Source organism: Streptomyces cahuitamycinicus, from assembly GCF_002891435.1.
Taxonomy (GTDB): domain Bacteria; phylum Actinomycetota; class Actinomycetes; order Streptomycetales; family Streptomycetaceae; genus Streptomyces; species Streptomyces cahuitamycinicus.
Genome location: NZ_POUC01000145.1, coordinates 1 through 17,840 on the forward strand (window position 1 = coordinate 1; position 17,840 = coordinate 17,840).

Annotated in this window: 16 protein-coding genes; 9 read left to right on the forward strand and 7 right to left on the reverse strand. The window is 70.1% G+C overall.

The window, feature by feature from the left end:
• Positions 1-19 precede the first annotated feature (19 nt).
• The 5 genes from C1J00_RS20350 (at position 20) to cseC (ending at position 4,556) form a co-directional block, all read left to right on the forward strand.
• Positions 20-892, forward strand: coding sequence for an HhH-GPD family protein (locus tag C1J00_RS20350; protein WP_180989621.1), 873 nt, complete (start codon positions 20-22; stop codon positions 890-892).
• A 284-nt stretch (positions 893-1,176) separates the two neighbouring features.
• Complete coding sequence (locus C1J00_RS20355) at positions 1,177-1,716, forward strand: SigE family RNA polymerase sigma factor (protein WP_030251439.1); 540 nt, start codon at positions 1,177-1,179, stop codon at positions 1,714-1,716.
• Entirely contained in the window at positions 1,704-2,354 is a 651-nt protein-coding gene (locus C1J00_RS20360) for a hypothetical protein (protein ID WP_180989620.1), read from the forward strand. Before C1J00_RS20355 ends, C1J00_RS20360 begins: the two co-directional genes overlap by 13 nt.
• 136 nt (positions 2,355-2,490) lie before the next feature.
• Positions 2,491-3,192 (forward strand): two-component system response regulator CseB, encoded by a 702-nt coding sequence (cseB, locus tag C1J00_RS20365; RefSeq protein WP_102910497.1) that lies wholly within the window; start codon positions 2,491-2,493, stop codon positions 3,190-3,192.
• Between the two features lie 14 nt (positions 3,193-3,206).
• Positions 3,207-4,556 (forward strand): two-component system sensor histidine kinase CseC, encoded by a 1,350-nt coding sequence (gene cseC, locus C1J00_RS20370; protein ID WP_102910498.1) that lies wholly within the window; start codon positions 3,207-3,209, stop codon positions 4,554-4,556.
• A 321-nt stretch (positions 4,557-4,877) separates the two neighbouring features.
• Here cseC and C1J00_RS20375 read toward each other — a convergent pair whose 3' ends face one another.
• Positions 4,878-6,461, reverse strand: a complete 1,584-nt coding sequence (locus tag C1J00_RS20375; RefSeq protein WP_102910499.1) for an MDR family MFS transporter — start codon at positions 6,459-6,461, stop codon at positions 4,878-4,880.
• Between the two features lie 122 nt (positions 6,462-6,583).
• Here C1J00_RS20375 and C1J00_RS20380 point away from each other — a divergent pair, with 122 nt between their 5' ends.
• On the forward strand, positions 6,584-7,180 hold the full coding sequence (locus tag C1J00_RS20380; RefSeq protein ID WP_102910500.1) for a TetR/AcrR family transcriptional regulator: 597 nt from the start codon (positions 6,584-6,586) through the stop codon (positions 7,178-7,180).
• Positions 7,181-7,206: 26 nt separating this feature from the next.
• Here the strand turns inward: C1J00_RS20380 and C1J00_RS20385 are convergent, their stop codons facing one another.
• Positions 7,207-7,893: a M23 family metallopeptidase gene (locus C1J00_RS20385; RefSeq protein ID WP_102910501.1), complete on the reverse strand. Its 687-nt coding sequence runs from the start codon at positions 7,891-7,893 to the stop codon at positions 7,207-7,209.
• Positions 7,894-8,333: 440 nt separating this feature from the next.
• Here C1J00_RS20385 and C1J00_RS20390 point away from each other — a divergent pair, with 440 nt between their 5' ends.
• Positions 8,334-8,966, forward strand: coding sequence for an HAD family acid phosphatase (locus C1J00_RS20390; protein WP_102910502.1), 633 nt, complete (start codon positions 8,334-8,336; stop codon positions 8,964-8,966).
• Between the two features lie 60 nt (positions 8,967-9,026).
• Entirely contained in the window at positions 9,027-12,092 is a 3,066-nt protein-coding gene (locus C1J00_RS20395) for an NACHT domain-containing protein (protein WP_102910503.1), read from the forward strand.
• A 65-nt stretch (positions 12,093-12,157) separates the two neighbouring features.
• On the opposite strand, the gene C1J00_RS20400 is transcribed toward C1J00_RS20395, so the two are convergent.
• Positions 12,158-14,683: an ATP-dependent Clp protease ATP-binding subunit gene (locus C1J00_RS20400; protein WP_102910504.1), complete on the reverse strand. Its 2,526-nt coding sequence runs from the start codon at positions 14,681-14,683 to the stop codon at positions 12,158-12,160.
• A 430-nt stretch (positions 14,684-15,113) separates the two neighbouring features.
• Between C1J00_RS20400 and C1J00_RS20410 the strand changes: the two genes are divergently transcribed.
• Complete coding sequence (locus C1J00_RS20410; RefSeq protein ID WP_102910505.1) at positions 15,114-15,776, forward strand: SCO3374 family protein; 663 nt, start codon at positions 15,114-15,116, stop codon at positions 15,774-15,776.
• A gap of 9 nt (positions 15,777-15,785) precedes the next feature.
• Here the strand turns inward: C1J00_RS20410 and C1J00_RS20415 are convergent, their stop codons facing one another.
• From C1J00_RS20415 to C1J00_RS20430, 4 genes are all read right to left on the reverse strand, one after another.
• Entirely contained in the window at positions 15,786-16,121 is a 336-nt protein-coding gene (locus tag C1J00_RS20415) for a histone-like nucleoid-structuring protein Lsr2 (RefSeq protein WP_102910506.1), read from the reverse strand.
• Between the two features lie 270 nt (positions 16,122-16,391).
• Positions 16,392-16,925: an amino-acid N-acetyltransferase gene (locus C1J00_RS20420; protein WP_102910507.1), complete on the reverse strand. Its 534-nt coding sequence runs from the start codon at positions 16,923-16,925 to the stop codon at positions 16,392-16,394.
• Positions 16,926-16,934: 9 nt separating this feature from the next.
• Positions 16,935-17,372, reverse strand: a complete 438-nt coding sequence (locus tag C1J00_RS20425; protein WP_245936421.1) for a BlaI/MecI/CopY family transcriptional regulator — start codon at positions 17,370-17,372, stop codon at positions 16,935-16,937.
• 184 nt (positions 17,373-17,556) lie between these two features.
• Entirely contained in the window at positions 17,557-17,745 is a 189-nt protein-coding gene (locus C1J00_RS20430) for a hypothetical protein (protein ID WP_102910509.1), read from the reverse strand.
• Positions 17,746-17,840 lie beyond the last annotated feature (95 nt).

Consider the following 17,840-nt stretch of genomic DNA (forward strand, 5'->3'; position numbering starts at 1 on the left):
CACCACCCCCGCGACCGCCGTGACCACCCTGCACTCCCCCGTCATCGACTGGTTCGCCGAACACGCCCGTGACCTGCCGTGGCGGCGGCCCGAGGCCGGGGCCTGGGGGGTGATGGTCAGTGAGTTCATGCTGCAGCAGACCCCGGTGAGCCGCGTCCTGCCCGTCTACGAGCAGTGGCTTGAGCGCTGGCCGCGCCCCGCCGACCTGGCCAAGGAGGCGCCCGGCGAGGCCGTCCGCGCCTGGGGCCGGCTCGGCTACCCGCGCCGAGCGCTGCGGCTGCACGGCGCCGCCGTCGCCATAACGGAACGGCACGGCGGGGACGTACCGGCCGACCACGCCCAGCTGCTGGCACTGCCCGGCATCGGCGAGTACACGGCCGCCGCCGTCGCCTCCTTCGCCTACGGGCAGCGGCACCCGGTGCTGGACACCAACGTGCGCCGGGTCTTCGCCCGCGCGGTCACCGGCGTGCAGTACCCGCCGAACGCCACCACCGCGGCCGAGCGCAAGCTGGCCCGCGCGCTGCTGCCCGAGGACGAGCCGACCGCCGCCCGCTGGGCCGCCGCCTCCATGGAGCTGGGCGCGCTGGTGTGCACGGCGAAGAGCGAGTCGTGCCACCGCTGCCCGATCGCCGCGCAGTGCGCGTGGCGGCTGGCGGGCAAGCCGGAGCACGACGGTCCGCCGCGCAAGGGCCAGACCTACGCGGGCACCGACCGGCAGGTGCGCGGGCGGCTGCTCGCCGTGCTGCGGGAGGCGCACGGGCCCGTTCCGCAGGCCGCTCTGGACCGGGTGTGGCACGAGCCGGTACAGCGTGCCCGCGCCCTCGACGGTCTCGTCTCCGACGGTCTGGTGGAGCCGATGGCGGGCGGTCTGTACCGGCTGCCGCTGACCTGACGTACAGGCACATCACAGCCGCGGACCGCCGTCCGTCACAGTGACGGGGGTGGACAAATCACCCCGAAACCCCTTCAATGCCCCCACGGCTTTACCCCGTTCGGATTTCCGTTACACAACCGACGGACAGCCGAGTGCTGGCCGCAGGCTGCTTCGGACAGCGCCGTGACAACGCCTCCGTACCTTCAGATGCGTTCCCGGAAGACACGGGACGACGGAAGAACACAGGCAGTACACGGGCGGCGGTGAGCCGGCCCGAACGGGGAAACGGGAGGCGGTTCACCATGGCGCAGGGCGAGGTGCTCGAGTTCGAGGAGTACGTCCGCACCCGGCAGGACGCGCTGCTGCGCAGTGCCCGCCGCCTGGTCCCGGACCCGACGGACGCGCAGGATCTGCTGCAGACGGCGCTGGTACGGACGTACGGCCGCTGGGAGACCATCGAGGACAAGCGGCTGGCCGACGCCTACCTGCGCCGGGTGATGATCAACACCCGCACGGAGTGGTGGCGGGCGCGGAAGCTGGAGGAGGTCCCGACGGAGCAGCTCCCGGACGCCTCGGTCGACGACGCCACCGAGCAGCACGCGGACCGCGCCCTGCTGATGGACATCCTGAAGGTGCTCGCCCCCAAGCAGCGCAGTGTCGTGGTGCTGCGACACTGGGAGCAGATGTCCACGGAGGAGACGGCCGCCGCCCTCGGCATGTCGGCCGGAACGGTCAAGAGCACGCTGCACCGGGCGCTCGCCCGGCTCCGCGAGGAGCTGGAGTCCCGCGATCTGGACGCACGCGCGCTGGAGCGTGAGGAGCGGGAGCGGTGCGCGGCCTGACCGGTGAGGGTTCGCCACGGACCCGGGGCAGTATTCAGGCGGTGAGCGCGGCACTGGCCGTGCCCACCGCCCTCGCCCTTCTGGTGTCCGGGTGCGGTGCCGGCGGCACCGGCGCCCGTGACGAGGGCCCGGCGCACGCCGACTCGGTGGCGGGCGCCGCCACCCCGTCCGCCGCGCCGTCGAAGTCCCCCGACACCGTGAACGCGGTCAAGCTCGTCAAGGACGACCCGAAGGTCGCACCCGAGGTGAAGCGCGAGCTGAAGCCGTGCGCCGCCGACGAGTACCCGGTGGACGTCTCCTACGGCAATCTGACCCAAGGCTCCGCGGACGACGTCGTCGTCAACGTGCTGACCTGCGGTGACGCGGTGGGTGTCGGCAGTTACGTGTATCGCGAGCAGGACGGCTCGTACGAGAATGTGTTCAAGGCCGAGGAGCCGCCGGTCTACGCGGAGATCGACCGCGGGGACCTGGTCGTGACCAAGCAGGTGTACGAGAAGGGCGACCCGGTGTCGAGTCCCTCCGGGGAGAGCGTGATCACGTACAGATGGACCGCCGGCCACTTCGCCGAGAAGTACCGCACGCACAACGACTACGGGAAGGTCGCCGGCGAGAGCGCGACGCCGGTGCCCGCGGGCTGACCCGGGCGGTCGGGCGGCGCGAACCGATCGGGCCGCTCGGACCGATCCCCCGGTGAACGTATGAACGCATCGCAGGCATCGTGCGTCCCAGCAGGAGAACGCACCCCACGGACCACGAAGGACTGAGAGCACCGGGATGGCAGACCAGACCCATGTCCTGTTCGTCGAGGACGACGACGTCATCCGCGAGGCCACGCAGCTCGCCCTGGAACGGGACGGCTTCGTGGTCACCGCCATGCCCGACGGGCTCTCGGGCCTGGAGGCGTTCCGGGCGGACCGCCCGGACATCGCGCTGCTGGACGTCATGGTCCCCGGCCTCGACGGCGTCAGCCTGTGCCGCCGAATCCGCGACGAGTCGACCGTGCCGGTGATCATGCTGTCGGCTCGGGCCGACTCCATCGACGTCGTGCTGGGCCTGGAGGCGGGCGCCGACGACTATGTGACCAAGCCGTTCGACGGTGCCGTCCTGGTCGCCCGGATCCGCGCGGTGCTGCGCCGCTTCGGGCACGCGGGCGGCGGCCGGGGCGACGAGCCGGCCGCGCCGGAGAGCGGCGGGGTGCTGGCCTTCGGGGACCTGGAGGTCGACACCGAGGGCATGGAGGTCCGCCGCGCCGGACAGCCGGTGGCGCTGACGCCGACCGAGATGCGGCTGCTGCTGGAGTTCTCCTCCGCGCCGGGCACGGTGCTCTCCCGCGACAAGCTGCTGGAGCGGGTGTGGGACTACGGCTGGGGCGGGGACACCCGCGTCGTCGACGTGCATGTGCAGCGGCTGCGGCAGAAGATCGGCCAGGACCGGATCGAGACGGTCCGTGGCTTCGGCTACAAGTTGAAGGCCTGAGCAGGGGCAGGGGTATGAGGGGGCACTTCCGGCGCCTGGTCGCCGCGGGCTTGGAGCGTGCGGGCATCCGTACGGGCCTCAGATGGAAGCTGAGCGCGGCCATCGCGCTGGTGGGTGCGCTGGTGGCGATCGCGCTGAGCCTCGTCGTGCACAACGCCGCCCGGGTATCGATGCTGGACAACGCGCGCGACCTCGCCGACGAGCGGATCCTGATCGCCCAGCGCAACTTCGAGCTGTCCGGGCGGATGAACTTCCCCAACACCAAGATCAACGACCCGGGTCTGCCGCCCTTGCTGCGGGAGCGGGTCGAGGCGGGCCAGCGGGCGACGTACGTGGCCGACCGGCCGGGTGGCGTGCCCGACATATGGGCCGCCGTGCCGCTGAAGAACGGGCAGGTGATGTCGTTGCACTCGGGCTTCACCGACCGCAGCTCCGACATCCTGCAGGACCTCGACCAGGCCCTGCTCATCGGGTCGATCGCGGTCGTCCTCGGCGGCAGCGCGCTCGGAGTGCTGATCGGCGGGCATCTCTCGCGGCGGCTGCGCAAGGCGGCCATCGCGGCGGGCCAGCTCGCGGGCGGCGAGACGGACGTGCGGGTACGGGACGCCATGGGCGGGGTGGTGCGGGACGAGACGGACGACCTGGCGAGCGCGGTGGACGCCATGGCGGACGCGCTGCGGCAGCGCATCGAGGCCGAGCGACGGGTCACCGCCGACATCGCGCACGAGCTGCGCACCCCGGTGACCGGGCTGCTCACCGCCGCGGAACTGCTGCCGCCCGGACGCCCGACCGAGCTGGTGCTGGACCGGGCGAAGGCCATGCGCACGCTGGTCGAGGACGTGCTGGAGGTGGCCCGTCTCGACGGGGCCTCCGAGCGGGCGGAGCTGCAGGACATCATGCTGGGCGAGTTCGTCGCCCGACGGGTGACGGCCAAGGATCCGGCCGTCGAGGTGCGGATCGTGCACGAGTCGGAGGTCACCACCGACCCGCGCCGCCTGGAGCGCGTCCTGTTCAATCTCCTGGCCAACGCGGCCCGGCACGGCAAGCCGCCCGTCGAGGTCAGCGTCGAGGGCCGGGTCATCCGCGTGCGCGACCACGGCCCGGGCTTCCCGGAGGACCTGCTCGCCGAGGGGCCGAGCCGCTTCCGCACCGGCAGCAAGGACCGGGCCGGCCACGGCCACGGACTCGGCCTGACCATCGCGGCCGGGCAGGCCCGGGTGCTGGGCGCCCGGCTGACGTTCCGCAACGTCCGCACCCCCGGGACACCGGAACATCTGCCGGCCGAGGGCGCGGTCGCCGTGCTGTGGCTGCCGGAGCACGCGCCGACGAACACGGGGAGCTACCCGATGCTGCCGGGGTCGTAGGCGGGTGGCTTCGGCGGGACCAGTCCTGGTCCCGGTTCAGCAGGGCCGGTCCTCGTGTCCCGGCTCAGCACAGGACCAGTCCTCGTCCCGGTTCGCTACCCGATGCTGCCGGGGTCGTAGGCCGGTCGCTTCACCGAGGCCAGTCCTGGTCCCCGCTCAGCAGGGCCGGTCCCGGTCCATGGCGTCCTCGGCGAGCCGGATCCGGCGCGTGTCGTCCATGCGACCGATGGTGGCACCGGGGTCCGACAACGGCCCCCGAGTCGTGGCCGGGTATGACGAAAGCCCCCGGGCGGACACTCCCGGGAGCCTCGTACGGTGCGGTCAGACGGCCTCGACCAGGGGCGGCTGCGCCGCCGGGGCGTCCGGCTCGCCGTCCTCCTTGGGTCCCGCTCCCCGCAGCGGCACCTCCTTGACGAACACGGCCGCGGCGAGGGCGACCACCGCGACCACGGCGCCGAGCAGGAACGCCGAGTGCGTGCCGGCGGAGACCGCGTGCTGGTACGCCTCCCGGGCCAGCACCGGCAGCTTCTCCAGGCTCTTGGCGTCGAGCTGGGCCGACTGCTCGGTCACCTTGGAGCCCAGCTCCCCGGCCCGCTGGGTCATGACGTCCTGGACGCGGTTGTTGAACAGCGCGCCCATGATCGCGACGCCGAAGGAGGAGCCGAGCGTACGGAACAGGGTGGCCGACGAGGACGCGACGCCCATGTCCTTCATCTCGACGCTGTTCTGCGCGACCAGCATGGTGATCTGCATCAGGCAGCCCATGCCGAGTCCGACCACGGCCATGAAGACACCGGACGTCAGACGCGAGGTGCCGGTGTCCATCGTGGACAGCAGATACAGCCCGACGATCATCAGCGCGCTGCCGACGACCGGGAAGACCTTGTACCTGCCGGTGTTCGTGGTCACCCGCCCGGCGACCATCGAGGTCACCAGCATCGCGCCGAGCATGGGCAGGAGCAGCAGTCCGGAGTTGGTCGCGGAGGCACCCTGCACGGACTGCTGGTACAGCGGCAGGAAGAGCGTGGCGCCGAACATCACGAAACCGGTGATGAAGCCGATGACCGACATCAGCGTGAAGTTGAGGCTGCGGAAGATGTGCAGCGGCAGCACCGGCTCGGCGGCCCTGGTCTGCCAGAACACGAATCCGACCAGGGCACCGACCCCGATGCCGATCAGCTCCATGATCCGCGCGGAGCTCCAGGCGTACTCCGTGCCGCCCCACGTGGTGACGAGCACGATCGCGGTGATGCCGACGGTCAGCAGCGCGGCGCCCAGGTAGTCGATCCGCGCCTGGGAACGCTTCTTCGGCAGGTGCAGCACGACGCTGACGGCGACCAGCGCGACCGCGCCGAGCGGCAGGTTGATGTAGAAGGCCCAGCGCCAGCCCCAGTTGTCGGTGATGGTGCCCCCGACCAGCGGACCGCCGATCATCGCCAGCGCCATGACGCCGGCCATCATGCCCTGGTACTTGCCGCGCTCCCGGGGCGGGATCAGGTCGCCGATGATCGCCATGACACCGACCATCAGACCGCCGGCGCCCAGGCCCTGCACGGCGCGGAAGCCGATCAGTTCGCCCATGTTCTGGGCCATGCCGCTGAGGGCGGAGCCGATCAGGAAGAGGACGATGGACGACAGGAACGTGCCCTTGCGGCCGTACATGTCGCCGACCTTGCCCCACAGCGGGGTGGAGGCCGCGGTCGCGAGCGTGTAGGCGGTGACGACCCAGGAGAGGTGTTCGAGCCCGCCCAGCTCCCCGACGATCGTCGGCATCGCCGTACCGATGATCATGTTGTCGAGCATCGCGAGCATCATGGCGATCATCAGTGCGAGCAGCACCACCCGCACGCTCCTGGGCTGCTTCTCCCCGGCGTCGGCCGCCGGTGTGTCCGGTGTGTCCGTCATCGCTCCCGCTCCCCCGGCTACCGCTACTTACTTGCCGACCGGCTAGTGATTACACTCGGAAGCTAGACCTGGAACTAGCCGGTCGTCAAGTAAGTTTTATGGAAAGCGGGGGGCGTAGGAGGATGGGCGGCACCATGGACGGCACCAGGCAGCGGCGCCGCGGGGACACCCGCCGGCGCATCCAGGACGTGGCCCTCGAACTCTTCGCGGAGCAGGGCTACGAGAAGACCTCCCTGCGCGAGATCGCCGAGCGCCTGGAGGTCACCAAAGCGGCGCTCTACTACCATTTCAAGACGAAGGAAGAGATCCTCGTCAGCATCTTCGAGGACCTCACCCAGCCGATCGAGGACCTGATCGAGTGGGGCCGGCTACAGCCGCACACCCTGGCCACCAAGCAGGAGATCGTCCGCCGCTACGCCACCGCGCTCGCCGAGGCGGAGCCCCTGTTCCGTTTCATGCACGAGAACCAGGCGACGGTACGGGACCTGCGGATCGGCGAGTCCTTCAAGAGGCGCATCCAGCGCCTGCGCGACATCATCGTCGACCCGGACGCCGCCCTGGTCGACCAGGTCCGCTACACCAGCGCGATCTTCACGCTGCACGCCGGCATGTTCCTGATCCAGGACATGGGAGACGACCCCGAGGAGAAGAACAGAGCCGTCCTCGAGGTCGCCATGGACCTGGTGGCCCAGGCCCACCGCGGAGCCGGGGGCTCCTAGGGCCTGGCCTGTGCGTCAACCGCGGGTCAGACCGTCACGCCCTTGGCGCGCAGGAACTTCACCGGGTCGACCGCCGAGCCGTAGTTCGGAGTGGTGCGGATCTCGAAGTGCAGGTGCGGGCCGCTGGAGTTGCCGGTGTTGCCGGACTTGGCGATCTCCTGGCCGGTCTTGACGATCTGGCCGATCCGCACGGTGACCTTCGACAGGTGGGCGTACTGGGAGTACGTGCCGTTGCCGTGCTTGATCACGACGGCGTTGCCGTACGCGGGACCGTCACCGGCGCCGTTGCCGCCGGCCTTGACGACGGTGCCGCCGTGGGTGGCGACGACCTGGGTGCCGCTCGGCACGGCGAAGTCCTGACCGCTGTGGGTGGACTGCCACATGCCGCCGTTCTGGGCGAAGGACGCGGAGAGCTTGTACTTCTTCACCGGGTCGACCCACGACGGCGTGGCCTTGGCGGCCGCCTTCTTGACAGCGGCCTTCTTCGCGACGGCGGCCTTCTCGGCCTTCACGGCCTCAGCCTTGGCGGCCTTGGCCTGGACGGCGGCCTGCGCCTGGACGGCACTGGCGGCACCGGACGCGGCCGTGGTGTCGGCGGCGGACGCGACCCCGGCTCCCAGTGCGACCGAGACACCAAGGCCGGCGGCCAGCACGGTCGCACGGGTGCGGAGCTGGGACGTACGGGAAGAGCGGGACGTGACGCGCTGGGACATCGAAACCTCGTATGGAAGGGGACGGAGAAAACCACCCGGCGCACTGACGCTCGCCGCATGGCCATCCCTTGGTAACCCGAAGCCCGACAAACTCCCAAAAGCGTGATCTACGACGCTAGTTAGTAATTTGGTTCAGTGTTCTACGTCTCTTGACACAGCAGTCATTCGGGACAAATCCGGGCACTAGCCCGCACTTCCACGCCTCCGCCGGGACAAGAATCCCTTTCCTCCCCTTCCGTTATCCACTATTCCAGCTAGTAACGGACATATCCCCTGTGCGGCATGTCACCGGGGGCACTCTTCGGCCATTCCTGAAATGTGGCGCACGCCTCTATGCGCCTACCGCCCGGTAACCCTACGGTTCCCCTCACGCCACCCTCGCGCACAAGCATGCACACGACATGTTGGCAGCGTCACGGACGTGAGAGGACCCCCACGACATGCAGATCCGACGCCCCTGGTTGCGCCGCGCATCAGTGACCGCCGTCTCGGCCGCAGCCCTCCTGGCGATGGCCGCACCGGCCGACGCCACCACCGCACCCCGGGCCTCCGAGGCCGCCACCACGGCCACAGCCGCGGACGTCGACTACGGCACCTGGCAGAAGGACTGCCGAGCCGTGATGGACCAGGCGTTGCCCTATCTGAAGCAGCGGATAGCGGCCACGAAGCCGGGCGAGAAGCAGGCGATCGTCCTCGACATCGACAACACCGCGCTGGAGACGGACTTCGGCTTCAGCTACCCGCAACCGGCCAACAAGCCGGTCCTGGAGGCCGCCAGATACGCGCAGGAACGCGGCGTCGCCGTATTCTTCGTGACCGCCCGGCCGGACATCATCGCCTCGTTCACGCAGTACAACCTCAAACAGACCGGCTACCAGGTCTCGGGGCTCTACGTCCGCAACTTCATCGACCTCTTCAAGAACGTCGCCGAGTACAAGACGGCCCAGCGCGTCGACATCGAACGCAAGGGCTACACGATCATCGCGAACATCGGCAACAGCAGCACCGACCTCTCGGGCGGCCACGCCGAGAAGACGTACAAACTGCCGGACTACGACGGGCAGCTCTCCTGACCCGCCCGGTCAACTGCGGGTAGTCTCACCCCCGTTGGCGCGACCACGGGGGTGAGGCGGTTGGATCCGACGGTACTCGGCGGCAAGCTGGCGTCCGCACTGGTGACTCCACTGCTGAAGAAGCTCTTCCGCCCGGACGGACCGGGAGCGGGCCTGGTCGACAAGCCCGTACGCCTGTCCGCTCTCGTGTCCTTCCGGGGCGAGAAGCGCACCCTTACCGAGCGGGACGTCCACAGACTCGCCGGGCAGCTCGTGGCGCAGGCGGTGGACTCCCCCGGCGAGGTGCCCTTCCCGCCCGACGAGCGGATCGCGATCACCGACACCCTGGCCCGCAGGCTGCTCGCCCTCGGCGACCTCGACATGGACGACGTCCAGGCGGTCCGTCTGGGCCACCGCGAGCTGGCCGGCAAGCTGCTCCACGCGGCCCCGGCACCCGACGGGCTGTCCGCGGACTCCTGCCACTTCCTCGACCACGCGACCGAGTGGGCGTGCCTGAACATCCTGGAGTTCTTCACCCGCCGCTCCACCTTCGTCGCCCGCTCCCTCGTCGAACAGACCCGCGGCCAGGCCGAACTGATCGCCAAGGTCGACGAGCTGCTCACCCGCACACCCCGCCCGTCCGCCCTCGACGCCGCCTTCGAACGCCGCTACCTGCCGTACGTCGCCGAGCGCCACAACCACATCACCATCTACGGCATCGACCTGCGGGACTCCCCCGACCGCTGGCCCCTGGAAGTCGCCTACCTCAGCCTGGAGGCGACCAGCGGCGAACAGACCGGCGTGTCCGGCGCGCCGCCGGGCGAGCACACGGATGCCACCGCCGCCGCTGCCGTCCGGCTGCCCGCCGAGGAGGCCCTCGGCAGCCACGACCGGGTGATGCTGCGCGGCGACGCAGGCTCCGGCAAGACCACACTCGTGCAGTGGCTGGCGGTGACCGCCGCCCGGGACGCCACCCGCGTCCCGTTCGTCCTCCCCCTGCGCACCCTGGTCCGCTCGGGTGCGCTCCCCGCGCCCACGGTCTTCCTCACGGCGGTGGGCTGTCCCCTCACCCCGCCGGAGGGCTGGGCGGAACGCGTCCTGGCCGCCGGGCGCGGACTGGTCCTGGTCGACGGCCTGGACGAGATCCCCGCCGCCGACCGGCACCGCACCCGCGACTGGCTGCTCGCCCTGATCCACGCCTTCCCCGGCAACCACTGGCTGATGACCTCACGCCCCACCGCCGTACGCCCGGACTGGCTGGCCACCGAGGGCTTCAGCGAACTGACCCTCACCCCGATGCGCCGCGCCGACGTGGCGACGTTCGTGCACCGCTGGCACGCGGCCGCGCAGGCGCCCGAGTACGAGACACGGCTCCTGGACTCCCTGCGCACCAAGCGCGACTTGGCCCGCCTCGCCACCAACCCCCTGATGTGCGGCCTGATCTGCGCCCTTCACCGGGAACGGCGGGGCTACCTGCCCACCGGCCGCAAGGAGCTGTACGACGCCGCCCTCGCGATGCTGCTCGCCCGCCGTGACCGGGAGCGGGGCATGGGCGCGGTGGACGGCGTCGAGCTGGGCGAGGAGGCCCAGCTGGAGGTGCTCCAGCGCCTCGCCTACGCGCTGGTGCTGAGCGGCAACACGGAGATGGACCTGGCCACGGCCGAGGGCATCGTGGCCCGCTGTCTGCCGGTCATCGCGCCGGGGCCGGGCCAGGGTGACGCCGAGGCGGTGCTGCGCACGCTCCTGCTCCGCAGCGGCCTGCTCCGCCGGCCCGGCGAGGGCGTCGTCGACTTCGTCCACCGCACCTTCCAGGACTACCTGGGCGCCCGCTACGCCGTCGAGGAGGGCCATCTGGAGGTCCTCGCCGGCCATGCGGGCGACAGCCTCTGGGAGGACGTGATCCGCATGGCGGTCGCGCACGCCCGCCCCCGGGAGCGAGCGGCCCTGCTCCGCCGGCTGCTGGCCGAGGGCACCCCGCGGCTGACCCTCCTCGCCCTGGCCTGCCTCGAACACGCCGCGGCCCTGGATCCCGGGGTGCGGGCGGAGGTGGAGGAACGGGCCGGGGCGCTCGTTCCGCCGCGTACGACACAGGAGGCGAAGACCCTGGCGGAGGCGGGCCCGCTGGTCCTGGAGCTGCTGCCCGGGCCGGAGGGACTGACCGCCCAGGAGGCCCACGGCGTCGCGGTCACCGCCTCACTCCTCGGGGTGGAGGAGGACGAGGGCGCCCTGGCGGTGCTGCGCCGCTTCCGCGAGCATCCGGATCTCGACGTACGGCGCCAGCTGGCCGGCACCTGGGGCCGCTTCGACACGCGCGAGTACGCGATCGAGGTGCTCGACCACCTGGAGAGGGACGGCCTCTCCCTGGTCTGCGAGTCGGCCGAGCAGAGGGCGGCGCTCCGCTTGATGCGCCCCTGGCACAGGCTGCGGTTCGACGGCCCGCTCACCGCGGCCGGACTCATCGGCTGCGTGCGCGAGCCTTGCGAGGTCCGCCTGCTGCACCTGCGGAACAACCCGGGCCTCGGGCATCTGGGGGAGCTACGGGCGTTCCGGTTGCTGACCTCCCTGTGGCTGGAGCGCTGCCCGGAGGCAGTGGGCCTGTCGAGCCTGGCGGGCCTGCCGCTCACCGACCTGTCGGTCTCCGACCACGGAGCGGACCTCACCGGGCTGGGGTCGCTGACGCAGCTCAAGCGGCTCTCCGTCGCCCAGAGTCTTCCGGGGGACGTTCTCACCGACGTCCTCCCCGTGGAGGCGCCCTTGCTGAGCCTCTTCCTGGGGATGGGTTCCATCGGCTCGACGGGGCTGCGGGGTCTGACCCGATGGACCACGCTCCAGTCCCTGGCATTGGGCGTGTCCGGCACACAGCGCCTCAGCGCCGAGGACTGGTCCGAGGTGGCCGGCCTCCCGGCGCTCACGACGCTGTCGCTCTACGGGCCGGCCGAGGCCTACGCGCACGACGCCATGCCGGAACTGCCCGGCGTCCGGGATCTTCAGTTCCTCGCGGCCCCACCGTCCCCGGCAGCGCTGCGGGTCCTCGCCCCACGCCTGCCCGGAGTGCGCAGTGTGGGCATCGCCACCCCGCTCAACAGCACGGAGTCCCTCGATCCCTACGCCGAGCTCTTCCCCACCGCCGAGATCTTCCGCATCTGACGCCGGGCACGGGAAAGGGGCCGGTGCCCCGGAAGGCACCGGCCCCTCTCACTCGGCCGTGACGCTTACGCGTCCTTGCTCAGGTTCGGGCCCGTGCCACCGGCCGCCTGCTCGATCGGCGGGACGTCCGGGAGGGCCGCCTTCTCCTCGCCGCGGAAGGTGAAGGTCTTGGTCTCGCCCTCGCCCTCCGTGTCGACGACCACGATGTGACCGGGGCGCAGCTCGCCGAAGAGGATCTTCTCCGACAGCGAGTCCTCGATCTCGCGCTGGATGGTGCGACGCAGCGGACGCGCACCCAGCACCGGGTCGTAGCCCTTCTTGGACAGCAGCTCCTTGGCGGACGACGAGAGCTCGATGCCCATGTCCCGGTCCTTGAGGCGCTCGTCGACCTTGTCGATCATCAGGTCGACGATCTTGAGGATGTCGTCCTGGCTGAGCTGCGGGAAGACGACCACGTCGTCGACGCGGTTGAGGAACTCGGGCCGGAAGTGCTGCTTGAGCTCGTCCGAGACCTTGTTCTTCATGCGCTCGTAGTTGGACTTGGTGTCGCCCTGGGCGGCGAAGCCCAGGTTGAAGCCCTTGGAGATGTCCCGGGTGCCGAGGTTGGTCGTCATGATGATGACCGTGTTCTTGAAGTCCACGACCCGGCCCTGGGAGTCGGTCAGGCGACCGTCCTCCAGGATCTGCAGCAGCGAGTTGAAGATGTCCGGGTGAGCCTTCTCGACCTCGTCGAACAGGACCACCGAGAACGGCTTGCGGCGGACCTTCTCCGTCAGCTGGCCGCCCTCCTCGTAGCCCACGTAGCCGGGGGGCGAACCGAAGAGACGCGAGACCGTGTGCTTCTCGCTGAACTCCGACATGTCGAGGGAGATCAGCGCGTCCTCGTCACCGAAGAGGAACTCGGCGAGCGCCTTGGACAGCTCGGTCTTACCGACACCGGACGGGCCGGCGAAGATGAACGAACCACCGGGGCGCTTCGGGTCCTTCAGACCGGCACGCGTACGGCGGATCGCCTTCGACAGCGCCTTGACGGCGTCGACCTGGCCGATGACCCGCTTGTGGAGCTCGTCCTCCATGCGCAGCAGACGCGAGGACTCCTCCTCGGTCAGCTTGAAGACCGGGATGCCGGTGGCCGTCGCGAGGACCTCGGCGATCAGCTCACCGTCGACCTCGGCGACGACGTCCATGTCGCCGGCCTTCCACTCCTTCTCCCGCTTGGCCTTGGCGGCGAGGAGCTGCTTCTCCTTGTCGCGCAGGGAGGCGGCCTTCTCGAAGTCCTGCGAGTCGATCGCGGACTCCTTGTCGCGGCGGACGCCGGCGATCTTCTCGTCGAACTCGCGCAGGTCCGGCGGCGCGGTCATCCGGCGGATGCGCATCCGGGAGCCGGCCTCGTCGATCAGGTCGATCGCCTTGTCCGGCAGGAAGCGGTCCGAGATGTACCGGTCGGCCAGCGTGGCGGCCTGGACCAGCGCCTCGTCCGTGATGGAGACACGGTGGTGGGCCTCGTACCGGTCACGCAGACCCTTGAGGATCTCGATCGTGTGCGGCAGGGACGGCTCCGCGACCTGGATGGGCTGGAAGCGGCGCTCCAGGGCCGCGTCCTTCTCCAGGTGCTTGCGGTACTCGTCCAGCGTGGTCGCACCGATGGTCTGGAGCTCACCGCGGGCCAGCATCGGCTTCAGGATGGAAGCCGCGTCGATGGCGCCCTCGGCGGCACCCGCACCGACCAGGGTGTGCAGCTCGTCGATGAACAGGATGATGTCGCCGCGGGTGCGGATCTCCTTGAGGACCTTCTTCAGGCGCTCCTCGAAGTCACCGCGGTAGCGGGAGCCGGCGACCAGGGCACCGAGGTCCAGGGTGTAGAGGTGCTTGTCCTTGAGGGTCTCGGGCACCTCGCCCTTGACGATGGCCTGGGCGAGGCCCTCGACGACGGCGGTCTTGCCGACGCCGGGCTCACCGATCAGCACCGGGTTGTTCTTCGTACGGCGGGACAGCACCTGCATGACCCGCTCGATCTCCTTCTCGCGCCCGATGACCGGGTCGAGCTTGGACTCACGAGCGGCCTGGGTGAGGTTCCGGCCGAACTGGTCGAGGACCAGGGACGTGGAGGGGGTGCCCTCGGCAGGACCGCCGGCGGTGGCGGTCTCCTTGCCCTGGTAACCGGAGAGCAGCTGGATCACCTGCTGCCGCACGCGGTTCAGATCTGCGCCCAGCTTGACCAGGACCTGGGCGGCGACGCCCTCGCCCTCGCGGATCAGGCCGAGCAGGATGTGCTCCGTGCCGATGTAGTTGTGGCCCAGCTGAAGGGCCTCGCGGAGCGACAGCTCCAGGACCTTCTTGGCACGGGGGGTGAAGGGGATGTGGCCGGACGGGGCCTGCTGGCCCTGGCCGATGATCTCCTCCACCTGCTGGCGGACCGCCTCGAGCGAAATCCCGAGGCTCTCAAGGGCCTTGGCGGCGACACCTTCACCCTCGTGGATCAGGCCCAGGAGGATGTGCTCAGTGCCGATGTAGTTGTGGTTGAGCATCCGGGCTTCTTCCTGAGCCAGGACGACAACCCGCCGCGCGCGGTCGGTGAACCTCTCGAACATCGTTAATCGCTCCTCAGAGCGGTCAGGCAGTGGGGGGAACTTCCCCTCCCTGTCCTTCCGCAGCTTAGTCCCGCAAGCGGGGACCGCTCATTCCAACTGCCGACACCGTCCTTGGCCTCCTGACCCCGAACGCCGACATCTGCTCCAACCCGATGGTGCGAGACGATGTTCCCGCAGGCCAGGCAGATACCCCACTCGCCAGTACGCCGATGGCGAACGTGAGACGGCCTTTCCTGCGTGTCGCCCCCTCCCACTAGGGATGTCTTACCCGCGGGCACCGGAAGTCCATGCCGAGCGCCCCCGTTCCCTCCGCTACGGGCGAACAACCTTGCGCCTCCCCGCACTCCCCGCGCGCCCCTGTTTCGCAACTCTGCGCACTCGTAACACAACCCAGCGTAACCCGGACGGCCTTCCGGCTGTTGCACTTGGCATGTTCGGCGCCCCTCACCCCGTGATCGCGTCCCCGTCCCGGCTCCTTCCACTCCCCCGGCGGCCGCTCGACGCGGTCGGCGCGAGCCGTCAGGTCCGGCGGTGGTACGAGAACGAACTCGGGTGGCCGACGGTGCCCGGCGATCCGCTGCGGCTGGCGGTGGGGGTGCGCTACGACGTCCTGGACGTCCCGGCGGAGGCGGGGCACGCGGCACTGCGGCGCCTGGCGACGGGCTCCCCTGTCGCCCTGCACGGCGACCGGATGCTGCTCCTGGTGGCCGCGGGCAGCGCGGAGGAGCTTCCCGGGCTGCTGGAGTGGCTGGACTGGGGGTCCCTGCCGCTGGGCCTCGGGGCGGTCGGGGCGGGCGGTCTCATGGAGGCGCCGTCGCCCCCGGTGCCTCGCACGGAGGGGGACACGCCGCTCAGGGACGCGCCGCCGCCCTGCCGGGACCGGTTCGGTTCCCAGGGGGCCGCCGTGTGGCTGCGGCCCCCCGAGCCGGGATGCGAGGTCGAGGCCTCGCTGCCGACACTGTCGGCGCTGGGGGGCGATGGGAACGCCCCCGATCTCGTGCGGCTGGTGAACACGGTGGCCACTCAGTGTCACCGGGTCCGGCTGCGGCGCGCGGGCGCCCAGCCACCGGCCTTGCGGGCGCAGGGTCGGTAGTGCCGCTGATCAGCCGTTGGCCTTCTCGTAAGCCTCGCGGATGGTCGCGGGAACACGGCCGCGGTCGTTGACCTCGTAGCCGTTCTCCTTCGCCCAGGCGCGGATCGCCGCGGTGTCCTGGCTGCCGCTCGACGCGGCGCGCGCCTTTCCGCGCCCGCCCGAAGCGCGGCCTCCGGTACGCCGACCGCCCTTCACGTAAGGATCGAGAAGGCCACGGAGCTTGTCCGCATTGGCAGTGGTGAGATCGATCTCGTACGTCTTGCCGTCCAGCGCGAACGTCACGGTCTCGTCCGCCTCGCCACCGTCGAGGTCGTCGACAAGAAGGACCTGAACCTTCTGTGCCACCGGATTTCCTTTCATCGATATCTTCAAGGGCCGGGGGTTGCCGGCGTCCGCCGTATCGCCGTCCCCTGTTATATGCAGTACTGCAGTACCTCGGAAAGCAAACCGCTTTTGCCGGGAAAACACAAACCCCCGGCAGAGACCGGCAGCCCGGGCTCGGCCCGGAAACGTGCGCGTTTCGGACATAGGGCACCGGGGCAGGGCGGGCGCCGGCGAATATGCCTTGACGAACGAACCTGCCGGGCACTCTTGCGGCCCACTAGCGGCCGGCGATCACAGATGCAGAAGCATCCGACTGTTGCCCAAGGTGTTCGGTTTCACCCGTTCGAGTCCGAGGAACTCCGCGACGCCCTCGTCATAGGAACGCAGCAGCTCCGCGTAGACGTCGGTGTCGACGGGCGTCTCGCCGATCTCCACGAAGCCGTGCTTGGTGAAGAAGTCGACTTCGAAGGTCAGGCAGAAAACGCGGCGAACGCCGAGCCAGCGGGCGGTCTGCAGCAACTTCTCCAGCACACGGTGTCCGACACCCGCCCCCTTCAGGCCGGGCTTCACCGCGAGAGTACGGACTTCCGCGAGGTCTTCCCACATCACGTGCAGCGCGCCGCAGCCGACGACCTCGGCGTTGTCGTCCCGTTCCGCGACCCAGAACTCCTGGATGTCCTCGTAAAGCGTCACCGTCGCTTTGTCGAGCAGGATGCCGCCGCGGACGTAGGCGTCAAGGAGGCGGCGCACGGCCGGGACATCGCTGGTGCGGGCCCGTCGGACGGTGATGGCTTTTGCGGTGGCTTCGGGCCTCTTCGCGGACATGACGGGACGCTATCGCCCGCCGTCGTCCTGAGCGGAGGCGGGGTTCTCCGGGGGCCGTCGTCGGGGTTCCGCTCGTTCGGCCGGTTCTGCGGATTCCGACGGTTCGGTCGGTTCCTGGGTTTGTGGGCCCTGGACGATGCGCACGGCATCGCTGAGGGACCGGCGCTGTTCCTCGCTCATCATGCCGAAGAAGGCGACGAGAGCGGCTGCGGGGTTGTCGCTCTGCGACCAGGCGTCGTTCATCAGGGCGGCCGCGTAGGCGGCACGGGTGGAGACGGCCTCATATCGATAGGCGCGGCCTTCCGCCTCGCGGCGCACCCAGCCCTTCTGATGGAGATTGTCCAAAACGGTCATCACGGTGGTGTACGCGATGGACCGCTCCTTCTGAAGATCTTCCAGGACTTCTCGAACGGTCACCGGGCGGTTCCACTTCCACACCCGCGACATGACCGCGTCTTCGAGTTCTCCCAATGGGCGAGGCACAGCTCAGAACAATAGTGGGAGATCCCGGTTATGGCGTGGCGGACGTGCGCTTCACCGGCGAACGGGAACAAAAAGGGCGTACGACTCGAAAGTGCGGGCGCCGCGAGGTGCGGGTCCGCCGAGTCGTACGCCCTCGGAGGGAGTGGGGTCAGGCGTCGGCCTTCGGGGATGTCGCGGCGGGCCGGCGGGCGCCCTCCACCCGTGCGAGGGCGGCGTCCACGGCCGCGTCCTCCTTGGCCTTGTTGGCGCCGCCCTGTGTCTTCACGATCACCCGGATCACGCCGACGAAGAAGACGGCCATGACGGCCGGGGGCAGGAGCGCGGAGACGTAGTCCATGGATCCAGGGTAGCCATCTCAGCCCGCGGCGAGCTGCTGGGGGCCGTCCGGGGGCGGCGGTGTCGGCTTGCGCCGCGGGAAGACCTCGCCCGGGG

What these genes read in the sequence shown, in the direction of transcription:
- C1J00_RS20355 (WP_030251439.1), top strand. Translation starts at nt 1,177, where the DNA reads ATGGCGCAGGGCGAGGTGCTCGAGTTCGAGGAGTACGTCCGCACCCGG.
- cseB (WP_102910497.1), top strand. Translation starts at nt 2,491, where the DNA reads ATGGCAGACCAGACCCATGTCCTGTTCGTCGAGGACGACGACGTCATC.
- cseC (WP_102910498.1), top strand. Translation starts at nt 3,207, where the DNA reads ATGAGGGGGCACTTCCGGCGCCTGGTCGCCGCGGGCTTGGAGCGTGCG.
- C1J00_RS20375 (WP_102910499.1), bottom strand. Translation starts at nt 6,461, where the DNA reads ATGACGGACACACCGGACACACCGGCGGCCGACGCCGGGGAGAAGCAG.
- C1J00_RS20380 (WP_102910500.1), top strand. Translation starts at nt 6,584, where the DNA reads ATGGGCGGCACCATGGACGGCACCAGGCAGCGGCGCCGCGGGGACACC.
- C1J00_RS20385 (WP_102910501.1), bottom strand. Translation starts at nt 7,893, where the DNA reads ATGTCCCAGCGCGTCACGTCCCGCTCTTCCCGTACGTCCCAGCTCCGC.
- C1J00_RS20390 (WP_102910502.1), top strand. Translation starts at nt 8,334, where the DNA reads ATGCAGATCCGACGCCCCTGGTTGCGCCGCGCATCAGTGACCGCCGTC.
- C1J00_RS20400 (WP_102910504.1), bottom strand. Translation starts at nt 14,683, where the DNA reads ATGTTCGAGAGGTTCACCGACCGCGCGCGGCGGGTTGTCGTCCTGGCT.
- C1J00_RS20410 (WP_102910505.1), top strand. Translation starts at nt 15,114, where the DNA reads ATGTTCGGCGCCCCTCACCCCGTGATCGCGTCCCCGTCCCGGCTCCTT.
- C1J00_RS20420 (WP_102910507.1), bottom strand. Translation starts at nt 16,925, where the DNA reads ATGTCCGCGAAGAGGCCCGAAGCCACCGCAAAAGCCATCACCGTCCGA.
- C1J00_RS20425 (WP_245936421.1), bottom strand. Translation starts at nt 17,372, where the DNA reads ATGTCGCGGGTGTGGAAGTGGAACCGCCCGGTGACCGTTCGAGAAGTC.
- C1J00_RS20430 (WP_102910509.1), bottom strand. Translation starts at nt 17,745, where the DNA reads ATGGACTACGTCTCCGCGCTCCTGCCCCCGGCCGTCATGGCCGTCTTC.